The 17834-nt window shown below is 59.6% G+C and carries 15 protein-coding genes; 8 read left to right on the top strand and 7 right to left on the bottom strand.

All coding sequences use genetic code 11. The features are described 5' to 3' along the window. Nucleotides 1-7 precede the first annotated feature (7 nt). Nucleotides 8-1051 (top strand): ParB/RepB/Spo0J family partition protein, encoded by a 1044-nt coding sequence (locus HHL24_RS15275; RefSeq protein ID WP_169486294.1) that lies wholly within the window; start codon nucleotides 8-10, stop codon nucleotides 1049-1051. A 111-nt stretch (nucleotides 1052-1162) separates the two neighbouring features. Here the strand turns inward: HHL24_RS15275 and HHL24_RS15270 are convergent, their stop codons facing one another. Next, nucleotides 1163-2512, bottom strand: coding sequence for a replication initiation protein (locus HHL24_RS15270; protein WP_074289157.1), 1350 nt, complete (start codon nucleotides 2510-2512; stop codon nucleotides 1163-1165). Between the two features lie 1953 nt (nucleotides 2513-4465). On the opposite strand from HHL24_RS15270, the gene HHL24_RS15265 reads away from it, so the two are divergent. Beyond that, a complete protein-coding gene (locus HHL24_RS15265; protein WP_169486293.1) occupies nucleotides 4466-5671 on the top strand; it encodes a DNA-binding protein in 1206 nt (401 codons plus the stop codon). Between the two features lie 88 nt (nucleotides 5672-5759). On the opposite strand, the gene HHL24_RS15260 is transcribed toward HHL24_RS15265, so the two are convergent. The 3 genes from HHL24_RS15260 to HHL24_RS15250 form a co-directional block, all read right to left on the bottom strand. Continuing rightward, nucleotides 5760-6827 (bottom strand): tyrosine-type recombinase/integrase, encoded by a 1068-nt coding sequence (locus HHL24_RS15260; protein ID WP_169486292.1) that lies wholly within the window; start codon nucleotides 6825-6827, stop codon nucleotides 5760-5762. Between the two features lie 63 nt (nucleotides 6828-6890). Then, on the bottom strand, nucleotides 6891-7289 hold the full coding sequence (locus HHL24_RS15255) for a DUF2471 family protein (protein ID WP_169486291.1): 399 nt from the start codon (nucleotides 7287-7289) through the stop codon (nucleotides 6891-6893). 115 nt (nucleotides 7290-7404) lie between these two features. Then, complete coding sequence (locus tag HHL24_RS15250; protein WP_169486290.1) at nucleotides 7405-8031, bottom strand: helix-turn-helix domain-containing protein; 627 nt, start codon at nucleotides 8029-8031, stop codon at nucleotides 7405-7407. Between the two features lie 164 nt (nucleotides 8032-8195). Between HHL24_RS15250 and HHL24_RS15245 the strand changes: the two genes are divergently transcribed. Next, nucleotides 8196-9395: a glycine C-acetyltransferase gene (locus HHL24_RS15245; protein ID WP_169486289.1), complete on the top strand. Its 1200-nt coding sequence runs from the start codon at nucleotides 8196-8198 to the stop codon at nucleotides 9393-9395. 13 nt (nucleotides 9396-9408) lie between these two features. Next, on the top strand, nucleotides 9409-10440 hold the full coding sequence (gene tdh, locus HHL24_RS15240; RefSeq protein WP_169486288.1) for an L-threonine 3-dehydrogenase: 1032 nt from the start codon (nucleotides 9409-9411) through the stop codon (nucleotides 10438-10440). Nucleotides 10441-10538: 98 nt separating this feature from the next. Here the strand turns inward: tdh and HHL24_RS15235 are convergent, their stop codons facing one another. Beyond that, nucleotides 10539-11189, bottom strand: a complete 651-nt coding sequence (locus HHL24_RS15235; protein ID WP_169486287.1) for a YceI family protein — start codon at nucleotides 11187-11189, stop codon at nucleotides 10539-10541. Between the two features lie 109 nt (nucleotides 11190-11298). Here HHL24_RS15235 and HHL24_RS15230 point away from each other — a divergent pair, with 109 nt between their 5' ends. The 3 genes from HHL24_RS15230 to HHL24_RS15220 all read left to right on the top strand — a co-directional run bounded on the left by HHL24_RS15230 (nucleotide 11299) and on the right by HHL24_RS15220 (nucleotide 13235). After that, nucleotides 11299-12000, top strand: coding sequence for a TetR/AcrR family transcriptional regulator (locus HHL24_RS15230; protein WP_169486286.1), 702 nt, complete (start codon nucleotides 11299-11301; stop codon nucleotides 11998-12000). A 13-nt stretch (nucleotides 12001-12013) separates the two neighbouring features. Then, nucleotides 12014-12493 (top strand): nuclear transport factor 2 family protein, encoded by a 480-nt coding sequence (locus HHL24_RS15225; protein ID WP_169486285.1) that lies wholly within the window; start codon nucleotides 12014-12016, stop codon nucleotides 12491-12493. Nucleotides 12494-12716: 223 nt separating this feature from the next. Then, entirely contained in the window at nucleotides 12717-13235 is a 519-nt protein-coding gene (locus HHL24_RS15220) for a hypothetical protein (protein WP_169486284.1), read from the top strand. Nucleotides 13236-13397: 162 nt separating this feature from the next. Here HHL24_RS15220 and HHL24_RS15215 read toward each other — a convergent pair whose 3' ends face one another. Then, nucleotides 13398-14789, bottom strand: a complete 1392-nt coding sequence (locus HHL24_RS15215) for an aspartate aminotransferase family protein (RefSeq protein WP_169486283.1) — start codon at nucleotides 14787-14789, stop codon at nucleotides 13398-13400. Between the two features lie 125 nt (nucleotides 14790-14914). Continuing rightward, entirely contained in the window at nucleotides 14915-16387 is a 1473-nt protein-coding gene (locus tag HHL24_RS15210; protein WP_230417484.1) for an aldehyde dehydrogenase, read from the bottom strand. Nucleotides 16388-16872: 485 nt separating this feature from the next. Here HHL24_RS15210 and HHL24_RS15205 point away from each other — a divergent pair. Next, on the top strand, nucleotides 16873-17834 hold a 962-nt coding region (locus tag HHL24_RS15205; RefSeq protein WP_169486281.1), incomplete at its 3' end, for a glutamine synthetase family protein.

Genomic DNA, 17834 nt, shown 5'->3' with positions numbered 1-17834 from the left:
ACCCTGAATGAAACCCTCCCAATTCGCCAAAGGCTTTCAAGCACGTCCTGATACGACCAGCAGCGAAAAGCGAACCGCCCTCGATCGCCTGAATGCGATCGACGGCATGGTCAAGACGGGCGATGTACCGAGTCGCACCATCCAGCCGGTCATGTCGCAGGACGTCGCGGAAGTCGAAGCTGCCGATATCGCCAATGAGTCGGCGGCCTACCGTGCGTGGCGAATCGAGCACGCTTACCGTCCGGGCCAGGTCATCGATCTCGCGCTCAAAACGATCAAACCGAGCCCGTTCAATCCGCGCCATTTCTATCTGAAGTCGTCGATTGCCGAACTTGCTGTCAATCTGGCGAAGCAAGGCCAGCAGCAGGCGATTCACGTCATTCCCGATTACGACAATCCCGGCACCTACTTCGTCAGCGACGGCGGCCGTCGTGTACGAGCGCTTAAAGAAGCGAACAAGGAATCGGTGAAGGCGATCGTGATCGATCTGCCGATTGGTATCCAAAGCTATAAGCTTGGCTACGACCTCAACGTCCAGCGCGATTCGCAGACCGTGTTCGACAACGCCGTCGTCTGGAAACGCTTTCTCGACGACCGACATTTCCAGAGCCAGAAGGAGCTCGCCGAACATCTCGGACTAGACGAGTCGACCGTCGCGGTCGCGCTGTCAATCGCGAAGCTGCCCGAGGTGGTGATGCATGAGATGGTCGCAAGGCCTGACCGCTTCGGCTCGAACATGGCCTATCAGGTGGGCCGTTATCACACTGCCCGCGGCGCCGACGCCACGCTGCGTTTGATCAACAAAATCCTCTCGGACGACCTGAGCACGCGACAAGTCGCGGACATCGTGAAGGGCAGGGCAAGCGCGCAGGAAAGTACCAAGCCGGCGGGTCGGCAGCGCTATGCGCAACGTCTGGAGATCAAGCTCGGCGGTGTCGCAGTCGGCGATCTGAAATCGTATGGGGACGATCGAATCGAACTGCGCCTGAAGGGTCTCACGCGTGAAAAGCGTGACGACATTCTTCGTCAGATTGAAAAGATGCTGAAGTAACGAAGGGAAAGCATCAGCAGGAAAAGAAACGGCGGCGCACGAAAGTGGCCGCCGTTTTTCTTGATGCGCTCTTGATGCGCTCTTGATGCGCTCTCGATGCGCTCTTGCCGATTACGCCGCGCGCGATTGGCTCAGCGTGAAGGCGAGTAGGTCGCCATCGGTGGGCTCGCCCCAGGTTTTGCGAGCCAGCCAATCGAAGAACGCCGTTTCGACGATCTTCGAGTCCAGTCCACGACGGCGCCAGTCGTCGCGCATGTGTGTGCCGAGATCCGGTAACACGTCGTCCTCAAACGATTTCCGCGCGATCTCCCGCTCGGACTCACCTTGTTCGTCGTAAAGCTCGCGCGCTTCCTTGCGGCGAACCGCCGAGTACTCGCCAAGCAGACGCGCTTTCAGATCGTCCGCCGGCGCGGCCACCGCAGCCTTGCCACCGCTGCCGGACGGCAGCGCTTCGACCGGCGGCGCATAGCCTTTCTTCAACGCGTCTTTGAACAGAGCCGGTGCGCTGCGCACAGCGGGCAACGACGTGCTGCGCATGCGTTGCTCGGTCATCTGCAGCGCCGCGCGAATTCGGTTTTCTTCGCTATCGGCGTACAGCGTTTGCGCTTCTTTCAGCGGAATGCCAATCTTCACCATCCGGTCGACCAGCGTGCTGTCGAACACATTCGGGTGTTCGTCGAGTGCAAGCATGGGCTGCTTGCGCTCGGTCACGCGGAACTGGATCTCGGCGACCCGGCGCCCTTCCCGGTGCTCGATCAATTCGACAAAGATGTTGGTGACCGCATTCACTTCGGCGATGGCCGGGCGCAGGTAATCGCGCTTGAAGTACTTGTACTCGCGCTTCGCCTCGTCACCCGCTTCGGTGTCGGGCGTGCCGGAGAGAATAGGGCGCCACCATTCCCATGTTTCGCGCATCGTCAGATGGCTGGGGTTGGTCAGATAACGGACGCAAATCTCGTAAAGTGCGAGACCCGCGCTACTGCGCAACTGGCTCTGGAACTGCAGACTTAGCCGCGCATACTGAACGGGGTCGAGCAGCTTCTTCTTGATCTTCGGTGCGAACGAGAACTCCACCCAGACGCGGCGGGTAGTGGGGTCTTCGAGAATTTCCGCGTCGGCAATCAGGGTGGAAATACCCCACTTCCGGCCCGGCTTCTGGCTGGACGTACCGGTACTCCATTCGACCTGCACCGACACCATGCGCCGAAGGTGCTCTTTGACAAGCGCGGTGTCATTCGAGTCGAATGCCGAATTGGCGACGATGTCGGACAGCAAGGCCCGATACGTATCGCCGGACTCGTCGGCTTGCTGAGCGACGGCAAGGAGAACGTTGAACAGCTTGCGGGTGAGGAGCGTGATCTTGCCGCTCTTGGGCTGGATGGCAATCGCCTCGACGGCCTTGCGTAATTCGGCCGAGCTCGGGCTGACTACATCTGTCTTCTTCGCGCGCTTAGTGGCCATGCGTCTGGTCGAGGAGGGATTTGGCGAGAGCATACCGGCTGTGGTGATACGCGTCTATAGCACGGGTCTCACCGTTCCCGGTGAAGTGAGTTTACGATGCGCAACTCACCTCGAGCAGCTCCCGAAAACCCTCACCCCACCCGTTTCGCGCCAGGTTCAGGGCATCCTTACAGGTCGCGGCCTCCCGAAATGCTGGCCGATTTCTCACCTGTCGCGAACGGCAGCTATTTGATCCCGAATCTTCTCACCTCAAAAATTTTTCCTGAATTTTGGCCATGCGCACGTCGCGAGCGGGGCGCACTCTCACTGGGTCTGTGGCGCGAACGCGAATCGGCTCATTTCAGCGGAGAGGGGAGGGGAAGGGAAGGACCCGGCAAGCGCGCCGGGCCCGTCTGGCCAAGCTGGCGCTGTAGCGAAGCTCGCCGGACTACACAGCCGTCGATCGCGGCCGCGTGGCCTTCGCCGCGTAGATACGCAAGGCAATGGCGACATCTCCATTTGAGTAAATGGCTCCAAACCTAGCAGACAGACACCCTCGCTCACGCGAGCGTGAGATCCGAGTCAGGACAAGGTCCCCCGAAAAAGCTCACCTTAACCTCTGCTGAGCGCTCGGAACGACGCGGGCTCCAGACCCGGGGGCCTGAAAAAGCACCGATAAATACTCCCGAAAATCCTCACCAATGAGCTGGGAAGAGGCGTGCGCAGGTCACGAAAAAGGTCCCCCGAAAAACCTCACCTTTGCGCGGCACACAGAAATTATTCAATGATTTCATTGAGTTATGGATCGCCTGCTAGCCGATCTATGAGCACATACTCCCGTATATCCTCACCTCAAACAGCTTTTCGGTGAAATCTGACGTTTCCAGTTGCAACCACAAGGGCCCCGAAAAACCTCACCTTAAGAATTCAGCAGCCTCAAAATTGGAACTGCTCTGACAGCGTCCGTAGGGCTTTTCCGGCCCATCGCAGCGATTCTGGTCCTGTATTTCCTCACCTTAGCGATCGCAAGCCTCCAAAAAGACTCCCGAAAAACCTCACCTTTGGTCAAAAACAGGCAATTTGACAAGCCGGCGATCGCCGCGGTCCACATCTCCCGAATTCCCTCACCTTTCCCCACGGGTGACCAGGGACCCCGTCGATGCAGCAGACAGAATTTCAGTCGAAATTCCGTTCAGCTCCCGCAAACCCTCACCTTAAGCGCCAAAATGCACAAAATTGAGGCAAAAACGGCGACTCGTCCCCGGAAAATCTCACCTTCGGTTCGCGTTTTCTCCTGTCTTGTCTCACCAATGGGGTTTACGAGGCCGAAATAAGGTCAAAAATTGGGGTCCAAGGCGGTCCCGAAATCGCTCACCTTTGGGGCGGCCACACACTGAACCGACTTTTGAGTGCTGCAGGGCGATCCCCGACGCTCAGGTCCCGCAAAACCTCACCTTTAGCCAAACCGCACTTTTGGGGCGGCTCCTGAACCCGCTCACGTTCTGTCCCGGACCCGCTCACCGAGGCCCCCGAACCTCATCACTCGAACCTCCCGCAAGATCTCACCACCATTCCCGCAAAGCCTCACCTTGCCACCCGGAAACCCCTACCTGGCAAGGGTTTGCCGTGGCGTTAACGTTTTTAACATGGGTTCAAAGGTGTTTACTTTTACTACTCTCTAGAATTTCCCCGCGTGTCCTTCGGACAAGATCATTCCACCACCCCAGCTCTCATCATGCGTTCGTGAAACAGTGCGCGATCAGAAAGAAGCCGACGAAACCTCTTTATTTACAAAGGCTTATTGGATAGTCTTCGTTTTGTTTCACGGGAAAAACCAGCTTGCACCGATCTGGTGACCTACCAGCAACCCTGAAACACGCCTACTGGCCAAATAACACTCGCCGCAAACAAATACGTAGCAAACAATACGTAAATTGTTATGATTCATCCAATTCGAGCTAGATCGAGGTATACATGAATCTGGATCAAGAACGGCAAGCCATCCGTAACGAGCTTGAATCGTTGAGGGCTAATGGGGCACGGCGGCAGGAACTATCACTGCATGCTTGCAAGCGACTCTTTTTTGATTTGGGGATTCGCCCGTCCATGGCGGCCGTTCGCGACCTGACCCAAACGGGCAGCGCAAGCGACATACCGAAGGACATTGACCACTTTTGGGAGCGCATCAGAACGGTGTCGCGCGTAAAAGTGGGTGCCGGCGCTATTCCGAAAGCACTGGAAGATCGCGCTGGAGAACTGTTAGGCGCACTCTTTGAAGAGGCCATCGGCCATGCCCGCTCGACTCTCGACAGCGAGCGCGACGAAATTCAGGCGCAAATCACCGCCGCCGACCAACGCGCGCGAGAAGCGGAAATTCGCCGCGACGTGTCAGAAGAGGCGATCAAGCGCAGCGAACTGAAAGCTGACGCCGCGTGGGAACGCGTCCGCGTACTGGAGAATGAGCTATCCAGCATGACGACACACGGGACCGCTCACCAGGAAGGCTTACAGGCAACGGTGCGCCGGCTCGACGGCGAAAACGAAACGCTGCGTCAACGTCTCGACACGGAACAGGCGACCAACGCGGCGCTCCGCGACCGTATCGATGCATTGCATGTGGAATTGCGCCAAAGCACCGAACACTATGCGCAACAGATCAAAGACGCCGTCGCCGAAGCCGAGCGGCGTGTGAAGCCGATGCTGGTCGAGCTCGATTCGTTACGCAGCATGGCGGCGACCTATCAGTCGGGGGTACGTGACGCAAGCCGCAAGGAATTCGAGTTTATCCAGCAGATCGCCACAGCCAAGGCGCGCGGCGACAGGCTCGACGCGCAACTGCGCGAACAATCGGACGAAGTGGATGTTTTGACGAAAGAAGTTGCCATGCTGCGCGGCCAACAGGGCATCGACCCGGCGATCGCAGGCCTGCTGTGTTCGCTGGTCGAAGCAGGCAGGCTCACGGCGGACGAGCTGACAGCGATCGGCACGGCAGCAGACGGCCATGTCACGCTGCCCCTGCGCTGCCCAAAATGTGAGGAAGGTGAGCCCGAGCTATCGCAAGTGGATCACCGCTTCGAACTGCAATGTCCGGAGTGCGATCACTCGTCAGGGCCCGGTGAATCAAGGCTGGAGGCGGTCAGCCGGTTTTTATCGCGCGGTTCGATTGCGGCGTCGGCATGACCGCTCGGCGCGGACGTCAAAGCGGCTAAATCGCCAAAGGTGAGGAAATTCGGGACCCCATGGGTGAGTATTTTCAGGGCTTGCCCGCTCACCCTTTTCTCGTCAAACGTCCGTCGCGCCGGGGTGTGGGCAATGGTGGAGCGGCTGGATCCGGTTCATTGACGATCGGCGAATCCTGCTGATCCATCCACCTTTGCCATGCCCGATACAAACGGTTGGCGGACACAGCCTGTACAAATCCCAGCCATTGTCCGACCAGCTCTGCCTCAACCCCGCTCTCGAACAGGTCTGCCGCGAAGGTGTTGCGCAAGGTTTGTGGACTGGCGCGTGAGGCTCGCGACGCGGCAATTCCAGCCGCGTCGATCAACGCGTCGACTGCGCGCAGCATTGTTGCCTTGTGCATTGGGCGCCCTGACGGCGAAGCGGGAAAGACCAGATTGCCCGCCAGTTCAGAGAGGCGCCTTTCGGCAAGCCATGCGTCGAGAATGGCGGCCGCGAATGGCGCGAGCCGGGTACGTCGCGTCAATATCGGATTCGCGGACTCGATCGTTACCCAGGGTGAGCCGACATTCACGCAACTAACTGTAAGTACGGCTGCCTCTCCCGTTTTGAGTCCGCCGCCGAGAAACACAGCAATCAATGCACGATCGCGTCGCTCTCTCCAGCGCTGAGCCACGGACAAGGCCGGCAAGGGCGAAAACAGGTGTGCGACGAGCGCAGCCCGTTCGGCATGATTGAGAAAACCGGTCGGCTCGTTATCGCGTGCATTTCGCCATGCTGCTTCGCCATCCTGAGCAATGAAGCGCGCAGGATTGGTCGACGCGGATTCGATTTCGCGCACGTGGTCCAGCACCCGTTCAATGAGTCGCAAATACCTGACGCGCTGCGGTTTTCGGATTGCCAGTCCGCTCACGAATTCAGCGATGGTTTGCGTATCGACCGTGACCAGACTCTTTTGGCGAGCGGCAAGCCAGTCGAGGAAAAGCCCCCACTGCGCTTGATAGACTTCAGCTGAAGAGCGCCTGAAATGCTGCTTGGCAAGCCATGCGTCGAACGCGATTTGCGGATCGCGGCGCCAGTCTTCACGTTCCCGATCGAAGAGATCAGTTGACGGTGCAGGGCGCGGGACCGGGTCGGACAGATGAGGAGGTGACATACGCTATCTTTCCGTTAGTTGCGCATATTGTAGATGGCAACCGATGAAAGTACAGCGTCTAAGTCAGTCGCCCCACGCGCGCGCGTGTTTTAGCGGAGCGCTTTTAGACGCAGGTTGCGAGGTGCGGCGTGCCGCCTCTTCATAGGCCGAGACGGCAAACGCAAATACCGCCGGCAACGCGGTGGATGTGCCGAAGTCCGCCGCCTCGTCCGTTTCCGGATAAGGCAACTCGGACGGCCGTTGGAACAGGCCGAGCATGATCGCGTCGTGCCGGCTGGCAAACCCGAGATCCGCCAACGCTTCGGCTTCGATTGCATGTAGCAGCCGCCACGAGAGCGGCACCTGCTGGACGATGTAGCGCGCGGCGATGTTGCGCACGATGTGTTCAAGATCGCGCGCCGCGGTTTGGTAGCGCAGCGCGGCCAGAGCATGCTCGGCTTGTTCGGTGGTCAGGTCGTTCATTATCGGCTCCAGTCGATACCCTGTACTGTACAAATATACAGTGTCTCGCGCAACCTTAGCCGAACGGCCAATTCAGCCCGAATCAGCCAACCATCAGCAACGGTGCGCCCGCACCTCAGCCATGAATCACCACCAGCAGCGCTTTTGCCTCGCCCTTTCCGGCGTTGCGGATCGCGTGCGGCTCGTCGGCGACGTAGCGCGCGGTGTCCGCGGCCTTGAGGCGCTTCGTTGTGCCCGCCGCCTCGATCTCGATCGATCCTTGCAGCACGGTCAGATGCTCACGCGTGCCGGGTTCGTGCGCGTTCGACACCAGCGCCCCGCCCGACTGCAGCGTCAGTTCGTACCATTCGAACTTCCCGGCCAACTCGATCGGCCCCCAGACACGTAACTGATACTTGGCGTCGTGCCCGCTCAGAGTTGGAATGTCGTGCGGACCGGAGACGGCGATCGCCTCCGGCGCCTTTTGCGGCGCGAACAGCGAATCCAGACTGACGCCGAGCGCGTTCGTCAGACGCCAGGCGACCGCGATCGTCGGATTGGCCTTGTCGCGTTCGATTTCCGAGAGCATCGATTTCGATACGCCGGCCGCGCGCGACAGATCGTCGAGCGTCATGCGCCGTTCGGCGCGCAGACGCTGAATCTGTTCGCCGACGCGCGGCGGCGCTGCGCTCGCCGGTACCGGGCTTGCGCCGGAAGTAGGTGCCGCATTGGCTGCTGCACGGCGGATTCCCGAACTTGCCATTTACTGACCTATCGTTTAGAGTTGTTCGACATACCGGATTTTAGTTCGGAAAAACGAAAATATCCGATAAAACTGACAGCCGACTATAACAGGCCGCCTCGACGTCGAAAATGCCGCAGATGCCGGACATGTCGGAGCGCACCACCCTTTCAGGAGTCTGGTTCATGCGTGACCTTTACCTCGCCCATCTGCGCGGCACTCTCGAGCAGATTCGCGCTGACGGTTTTTACAAGAACGAGCGCGTGATCGCCAGCCCGCAATCGGCTGACGTGCGCCTCGCGAACGGCACGGAAGTGCTGAATTTCTGCGCGAACAACTATCTCGGTCTGGCCAACGACGAACGGCTGATCGAGGCCGCTAAGCTTGGCCTGGATAACGACGGCTTTGGCATGGCCTCGGTGCGTTTCATTTGCGGCACGCAAACCGTGCACAAAGACCTCGAAAAAGCGCTGGCCGCATTCCTGCAAACCGACGACTGCATCCTCTACTCCAGCTGTTTCGATGCGAACGGCGGTTTGTTCGAAACCCTGCTCGACGACAACGACGCCATCATCAGCGACGAGTTGAACCACGCGAGCATCATCGACGGTGTTCGGCTTTCGAAGGCGAAGCGCTTTCGCTACAAGAACAATGATCTCGCCGATCTTGAGGCCAAGCTGAAGGAAGCCGACGCCGCCGGCGCACGCTTCAAGCTGATCGCGACCGACGGCGTGTTTTCAATGGACGGCATCATCGCCGACCTCGCAGGCATTTGCGATCTCGCCGACCGCCACGGCGCACTGGTGATGGTCGACGATTCGCACGCGGTCGGCTTCGTCGGCGAACATGGGCGTGGCACGCCGGAACATTGCGGTGTGCTGTCGCGCGTCGACATCATTACCGGCACGCTCGGCAAGGCGCTCGGCGGTGCCTCCGGCGGTTACGTCGCCGCGCGTCAGGAGGTTATCGATCTGCTGCGCCAACGCTCACGTCCCTATCTGTTCTCGAATACGCTCACGCCGAGCATTGCCGCTGCCTCGCTGAAAGTACTCGAATTGCTCGCCAGCGACGAAGGTGCGCAACTGCGCGAGCGCGTGCGTGAAAACGGCGCGCATTTCCGCCGCGCGATGAGCGCGCTCGGCTTCACGCTTGTGCCCGGCGAACACCCGATCATTCCGGTCATGCTTGGCGACGCGCAACTCGCATCGAACATGGCCGACGCGTTGTTGAAGGAAGGCGTGTACGTGATCGGCTTCTCGTTCCCCGTGGTGCCCAAAGGTCGTGCGCGCATCCGCACGCAAATGAGCGCCGCGCACACGCCGGAACAAATCGATCGAGCCGTCGACGCGTTCGCGCGCGTCGGCCGTCAACTTGGCATCATCTGAGGCGGAGGCGCACATGAAAGCATTGGCAAAACTCGAGCGCGGACCGGGCCTTACGCTGACGGATGTGAAGAAGCCTGAAGTCGGTCACAACGACGTGATGATCCGCATCACGCGCACCGCGATTTGCGGTACCGATATCCACATCTGGAAGTGGGACGACTGGGCGCAAAAGACGATCCCGGTACCGATGCACGTCGGCCACGAATACGTCGGTGAAATCGTCGAAATGGGCCAGGAAGTGCGTGGCTTTGCGATCGGCGATCGCGTGTCGGGCGAAGGGCATATCACCTGCGGCTTCTGTCGCAACTGTCGTGCAGGACGCCGGCATCTGTGCCGCAATACGGTAGGCGTTGGCGTGAATCGCGAAGGCGCATTCGCCGAATACCTCGTGATTCCCGCGTTCAATGCGTTCAAGATTCCGCCTGAAATCTCCGATGATCTCGCCGCGATCTTCGATCCGTTCGGCAACGCCACGCATACGGCGCTGTCGTTCAACCTGGTTGGCGAAGATGTGCTGATCACCGGCGCCGGGCCGATCGGCATCATGGCGGTGGCGATTGCGAAACACGTTGGCGCACGCAATGTGGTGATCACCGACGTCAACGACTATCGCCTCGAACTCGCACGCAAGATGGGCGCGACGCGTGCGGTGAACGTCTCGCGTGAATCGTTGCGCGACGTAATGGCGGATCTGCACATGGCCGAAGGTTTCGACGTCGGGCTGGAAATGTCAGGTGTGCCGAGCGCTTTCACCAGCATGCTCGAGGCGATGAACCACGGCGGCAAGATTGCGCTGCTCGGCATTCCGCCCGCGCAGACCGCAATCGACTGGACCCAGGTCATTTTCAAAGGCCTCGAAATCAAGGGCATTTATGGCCGCGAGATGTTCGAGACCTGGTACAAGATGGTCGCGATGTTGCAAAGCGGTTTGGACCTGTCGCCGATCCTCACGCACCACTTCAAGGTCGACGATTATCAGGAAGCGTTCGCCACGATGCTCTCAGGTGAGAGCGGCAAGGTGATTCTTGACTGGACCGCTGCGTGAGTTGAAAAAGCGCCGCATTCGGGCGCAGCCGCTACAACGAGAAGCCTGAAACAAACAGCCTGAAACGAAACGCCTGAAACGAAACGCCCGCACCGTGCTCACCCGCCTGCGGGCGTTTTAACGAACTCGGCCTGAACGCGCACATGAACATCGTCGCCGACAGCCGGATACCACGTCGCCAAACCGAACTTCGCGCGGCTGAAATGACCGTCCGCGGAAAAACCGAGCGTGTCTTTTTTCGTGAGCGGATCGGGTGCGAAACCGTTGAAGGTCACGTCGAGCGTCACGGGTTGTGTGACGCCGTGAATCGTCAGGTCGCCGCTCAACGTGCCGCGCGATTCGCCGGTGCGCTCAAAGCGCGTGCTGGCGAAGCGCAGCTCCGGATAGCGCGACACGTCCAGCATACTCGCGCTTTTCACCATCTTGTCGAGAAGCGGCACATTCGTATCGATGCTCGCGGCGTCGATCGTAATCGTCGCGCTGCTCCTGTCCAGCCCTCCTTCGTTCCAGTCAAGCTGCCCCTGCTTGCGGTCGAAGCGCATGGTAAAGCGCGAATACTTGAAGTGATCGATGTCGAAGGTAATGCTGCAATGGTCCGGGTCGAGGTCATAGCGTCCGGCCGGCACGCGCGCTTCGTTCTGGCTCACCGTATGAGTGAGCACTCGCACAGGCGTACAGGCGACCGCCGTTAGCAGCGTTGCGCAGAATAACGCGCGTACAAACGTCGCGCGGAGAATAGAGCGATTCATGAGATTCGTTCCAGTTGATCGATCGTCACCACGATAGCAGCAAGCGTACCCAATCCGCCGAAGCGCACAAAAACTTGACGAAGGAGAATGATCGTTCTACCCTTCGCACATGGCTACCCAAAACTCAACGAAATTGGCTGCGTCCGGCAGCGCGCGTGAAAGGCTGCTCGACACGGCGGAAGCGTTGATCTACGCCGGCGGCATCCACGCCACAGGTGTCGATGCGATCGTCAAGCAGTCCGGCACCGCGCGCAAAAGCTTTTACACGCATTTCGAATCGAAAGATGCACTTGTCGCCGCCGCGCTGGAGCGGCGCGACGAACGCTGGATGAACTGGTTTATCGCGGGCACGCTGCAGCATGGCAAGACTGCGCGCACACACATGCTCGGCATGTTCGACGTGCTGCGCGAATGGTTTGCGTCGGAGGATTTTCATGGTTGTGCGTTTTTGAACGCGGCCGGCGAAATCGCTTCCCCGGATGATCCGATCCGGATCGTCGCGCGTGAGCACAAGGAACGCCTGCTCGCATTCGTGCGAACCCAGTGCGATGAGTATGTGGCCGAGTCGGGCATGGACGCCCGCCGCGCCGCGCGCTTGTCGCGCCAATGGCTGATCCTGCTCGACGGCGCCATCGCCGTAGCGCTGGTGAGCGGCGAGGCCGACGCCGCGCTCGACGCGCGAGCCGCCGCAGAAGCCTTGCTCGACATCGAGTCCGCAAGCGAATCGGACCCACTCGCTGTTCAATCAGCGAGCAGGTCGCAAGGCAAAGCCCTGAGCAAACGACCGCCATCCCGGCGCACCACAACCTGACTGAGGTACCACCATGGCCGATACGATCGAAACCCGCCCGCCACTGCCGCCGTTCACACGCGAAACCGCTATCCAGAAGGTGCGCGCCGCGGAAGACGGCTGGAACACCCGGGACCCCGAGCGCGTGTCGCTCGCGTACACACCCGACAGCGTCTGGCGCAACCGTGCGGAGTTCACGCATGGTCGCGCGGAGATTGTCGGACTGTTGCGCCGCAAATGGGCCAAGGAACTGGACTACCGCCTGATCAAGGAGCTCTGGGCATTCACGGATAACCGCATCGCCGTGCGCTTTGCTTACGAATGGCACGACGACTCGAACAACTGGTTCCGTTCATACGGCAACGAGAATTGGGAGTTCGACGAGCACGGGCTGATGGCGCGCCGTCATGCCAGCATCAACGATTTGCCGATCCGCGAGGCGGACCGTCTTTATCATTGGCCGCTCGGCCGCCGTCCCGACGATCATCCGGGCCTGTCCGACCTCGGCCTCTAGACCTATCTCCGACATTGAAGGTGAACACCTGCCGGGTATTCACCGCTCTGCCATCGGTTCTCCGTTATGGTTGCATCTGCGCCGCGGGGCGCGTCCTGTGCCCGCGCGCCCGAGCGCGTCCTCCACATCGCCCGTGCGGGTTGAGGTACAGTGCGCGACAGACGGCAAGCAAGAATACCCAGAACATAGATGACACCGGCGCTCGACCGGTGACGGAGAACACATGCATTTTCGGCAGATCAAGAAGACCATTCGGCGTACCGCCATGGTGCTCGTCGCGAGTATGGGGGCGGCGTCCGCGGCGCATGCGGGCAACTGGTGCGAGGGCGGCGTATGGGTCGACGCAATGCTCGGCTCGTATCACATCAACCCCGACCCAAATACCCATTTCGAGCAATTCAACCCTGGTCTTGGCGTCGAATGCTGGCTCAACAATCAATGGGCGGTGACTGCCGGCGGCTTTCGCAACTCGCTGCGGCGGCCTTCGTACTATGGCGGCGGCGTCTGGGCGCCTGAGTTCGCGCACTGGGGCATCGTGCGGATCGCGGCGATCGGCGGGATCATCTCGGGCTATAACTATGGCAACTGGGGCCTGGGCCGCAACCACACGATCGGACCGGTGGTCGCGCCGATCGTGATGGTTGAATACAAGCGCGTCGGGGCTAACTTCATTGTGATTCCACCGATCCCCTCGGACAATCTTCCGTTCACGATCGGGTTTCAATTGAAGGTGAAGTTCTAGGCAGGTCTCCCGTTTTCCCTCACCTTTGGTGAATCCGGTGGTCGCGAAAAGTCACATCAACGACCACCGAAGTGGCCGCCAATTCGCCGGCACCGGCGCCGCGCTGAACCGGCGCAATCGCAAGAACACGATTGCGCCGGCGTTCGATCACACCGAACAGGATCAACGGGTATTGCCGAGTACCTTCTGTGCAGTCGCGTCGACGGCCTGCCGCATCTTGTCGACCAGTTCGTCGATCTGCGCATGGTCGATCACGAGCGGCGGGGCGACGATCAGCCGGCCGTTCGTCGAGCGCACGATGGCGCCCAGTTCGAAACCGACCGTCCGGCTATGCCAGGTCAACTCGGCTTCGTCGCTAAAGCGCTCGCGCGTGGCCTTATTCTTCGCGAACTGTATCGCGGCCACCGCGCCTACGCCCTGGATCTCGCCGATCAACGGGTGATCGGCGAATGCATCACGCAATGCCTTCTGCAGATACGGACCGGTGTCGTTCTTCGTGCGCTCGACAAGACGGTCTTTCTCGAGGACATCGAGATTGGCCAGCGCAACCGCCGCCGCGACCGGGTGACCTGAATAGGTCAGTCCGTGCGCGTAGACACCACCTCTTTCGACAAGTGCCTCGCCGACCTGCCGGCTCATCACCAGACCGCCCATCGGCACATAGCCAGACGTCAGACCCTTCGCAATACAGATCAGATCCGGCTCGAATCCGAAGTGTCGATGCGCGAACCACTCTCCGGTCCGTCCGAAACCGCCAATCACTTCGTCCGCGCACAACAGCACGTCGTACTGACGGCAAATGCGTTGAATCTCCTGCCAGTAGCCGTCCGGCGGAAAGATCATGCCGCCCGCCCCCTGAAATGGCTCGGCGATGAAGGCACCGACCCGGTCCGCGCCCAGTTCGAGAATCTTCTTTTCGAGCGACAACGCGGCCTGCTTGCCGAATGCTTCGGGACTCAGATCGCCACCGTTCGCATACCAGTAGGGTTCGTCGACGTGCGTCACATTCGGAATCGGAAGGTCGCCCATCTCATGCATGAAGGCCATGCCACCCAAGGACGCACTGCCGACGGTCGACCCGTGGTAGCCATTGATTCGCCCGATCAAGACCTTCTTGCCGGGCTTGCCCTGGATGTCCCAGTATCGCCGGACCGTGCGAATGAGCACTTCATTCGCCTCAGAGCCAGAGTTCGTGTACACGACATGACTAAAACGATCGCCCAGCAGCGAGAACAGTCGTTCCGACAATTCAATCACTGCGGGATGCGTGGTGTGAAAGAACATGTTGTAGTACGACAGTTCCTTCATTTGCCGTGACGCTGCATCGATCAGTTCCTGACGGCCGTAACCGACGTTGGTGCACCAGAGGCCAGACATGCCGTCGATGTAACGGTTTCCGTCGTTGTCCCAGAGATAGACGCCTTCGCCCCGCACCATCACGCGCGCTCCTTCGTTGTTCAGGGCTTTCTGATCAACGAAGGCATGCAGGTGATGGGCTGCATCGCTTTGTTGGTAATCGCGAGTGGCGCGGTGCGGGAAGTGAGGAGCATTCATGTTCAAGGTTCCAGTTGTGTGACAGACGAATTTCGCCTCGCGTGTCCGATGCGGCGGGTCGGCCGCAGCGCAAACACGCTCTTAGCCTCTTTGCGGCGTTGTTCCAGCCGCCTGACCATGTCGGATCAGTAGCTGATCCACGTCGTTTTTAGGCCCGTGTATTTGTCGAGTGCATGCAACGACAGATCACGGCCAAACCCCGATTGGCGGAAACCTCCAAATGGGGTTTGCGCGCTGAGTGCGTCGACGGTATTGACGGAAACCGTGCCGGCACGCAAGCGTGACGCCACGCGATGTGCGCGTGACAGGCCGCCCGTCCAGACCGATGCGGCGAGTCCATAAATCGAATCGTTGGCGAGCTCGATCGCCTCGTCTTCCGTGTCGAATTTCAGAACCGACAGGACCGGCCCAAAGATCTCCTCTCGCGCAATCGGATCGCGCGCGTTCACATCGACAAAGATGGTCGGCTCGATGAAATAGCCTTTGCCGTCAACAAGCCGTGTCCCGCCGCCGGTTGCCAGCGTCGAGCTCGTGCGCCCTCGCTCGATCCATCCTCTTACCCGGTCAAATTGCGCACGGTCGACGATGGCGCCCATGCCGCTGGCAGGATCAAGCGGATCACCCGGCATGAAGTCGCGCGAATGGGCGATCAGGCGATCGACAAATTCATCATGGATCGAGCGATGCACCAGCAGTCGTGAATTAGCCGAGCACACTTCGCCCTGGTTGAAGAAGATGCCGAAGCACGCTTTGCGGGCCGCAAGATCGAGATCGTCCGCGTCTTCGAAAACCAGATTCGGACTCTTGCCGCCGCATTCGAGCCAGACCTGTTTCATGTTCGAATGCGCGGCGTATTCGAGAAATTTCTTGCCGACGGCCGTTGATCCCGTAAATGCCAGGACGTCGACGTCCGGATGCAATCCGAGCGCGCGTCCTGCCGTCTCTCCGAACCCGGGTACGACGTTTAGCACGCCTGGCGGCAGTCCAGCCTCGAGCGCGAGTTCTGCAAGACGCAACGCAGACAACGGCGATTGCTCCGCGGGCTTCAGCACGATGCTATTGCCGGCCGCGAGTGCAGGTGCAATTTTCCAGGCCACCATATCGAGCGGGAAATTCCACGGCACGACTGCGCCGACCACGCCGAGTGGTTCGCGCGTGACAACTGCGAGATTGCCCGGATCGGTCGACGCGACTTCGCCGTTCAGTTTGTCTATCGCCTCGCCATACCAGCAGAACAGGCTGCTCGCGGCCGGCACGTCGATGTCGAAGGCGTCGGCCACGCGTTTGCCCATGTTGAGCGAGTCAAGCAAAGCGAGCTCTGCGCCGTGGGACGCAATCAACGCACCTAACCGGCACAGGACGCGCTTGCGTTCCGTCGGCGGACAACGCGACCAATGCCCTGCATCGAATGCAACACGGGCAGCACGAACGGCGTCGTTGACATCTGCAATGCCACAGGATGCAACGTTGGCAATCACTGCCTCGGTCGCCGGATTGATCGCCTGAAAGGTCTCGCCGTCTTGAGCGTCCGTGAAGCGACCGTCAATGTGTGCCTGCGCTCGCGGGAGAATTTCTGCGGCCAGTCGCCGCCAGTCCATATGGTTGTGGATATCTGCTGAAGAATGACTCAAGGAATAACTCCGGTCTGGCGATGGGGAGGTATACCCGCCCATCTCCTGTATCAATGATCGCGACAGCTACTGTTCTGACACCGTACTGTCGATCAACAAAAAGGGAGCGGAAAGAACAAATTTGCTCTCCATTGCATCTGTTTTTCCTATCCATTTTCGGACTTGCATTCCTTGCTGATCACTTTCAATGTTTCGTTACTCGAACGCCGGAGCAGATTGTGAACACACATTAATAGGCGAAGAGGAGCGAGATAAATTTGCATCTAAAAAAACTATCCATAAGGTAGGAAAACTATTTTTATTCAATAAATGCGCGATGCTACGCTCCATCCGTCGTTCGCCATAGGTCCCTTGCATCTGGAGGATCTGCGGTACCTGGAACGGCATGTTGCAAGAGCCGCGCGCACAGAGGACGTTGTGCGTAGCGTCGATGGGGGGACGGATAGAGAGCCATGAACGAGATCGACGAATTCCTGAAAAAGAACCGCGTCACCGAAATCGAAGCGATCATTCCGGATATGGCCGGGATCGCACGCGGCAAGATCATTCCGCGCAGCAAGTTCGAATCCGGCGAGTCCATGCGCTTGCCGCAGGCGGTGATGATCCAGACCGTCACAGGAGACTATCCGGAAGACGGCACGCTCACCGGCGTCACCGACCCGGACATGGTGTGCGTTCCTGATGCCAGCACCATCCGCATGATTCCGTGGGCCATCGATCCGACCGCCCAGGTGATCCACGATTGCGTTCACTTCGACGGCACGCCCGTCGCGATCTCGCCGCGCCGCGTGTTGCGCCGCGTGCTTGAACTCTATAAGGCCAAAGGCTGGAAGCCGGTCATCGCGCCCGAGCTCGAGTTCTATCTGGTCGACATGAACAAGGACCCGGATCTGCCGCTGCAACCGCCGATCGGCCGTACGGGCCGTCCGGAGACCGGACGCCAGGCGTATTCGATCGAAGCGGTCAACGAATTCGATCCGCTATTCGAAGACATCTATGAATACTGCGAAGTGCAGGAACTGGAAGTCGACACGCTGATTCACGAAGTCGGCGCCGCGCAGATGGAAATCAACTTCATGCACGGCGATCCGCTGAAGCTCGCCGACAGCGTGTTCCTGTTCAAGCGCACGGTGCGTGAAGCCGCGCTGCGTCACAAGATGTACGCGACTTTCATGGCCAAGCCGATGGAAGGCGAACCGGGCTCGGCAATGCACATGCACCAGAGCCTCGTGGACGAAGAAACCGGGCACAACCTGTTCACGGGTCCCGACGGCAAACCGACATCGATGTTCACCGGCTATATCGCGGGTCTGCAGAAATACACGCCTGCACTGATGCCGATCTTCGCGCCGTACATCAACTCGTATCGCCGCCTGTCGCGCTTCATGGCTGCACCGATCAACGTGGCATGGGG

It is taken from the genome of Paraburkholderia polaris (assembly GCF_012927345.1).
Lineage (GTDB): Bacteria > Pseudomonadota > Gammaproteobacteria > Burkholderiales > Burkholderiaceae > Paraburkholderia > Paraburkholderia polaris.
The sequence above is the reverse complement of the archived record's forward strand: the minus strand, read 5'-3'. Positions and strand labels throughout refer to the sequence as shown.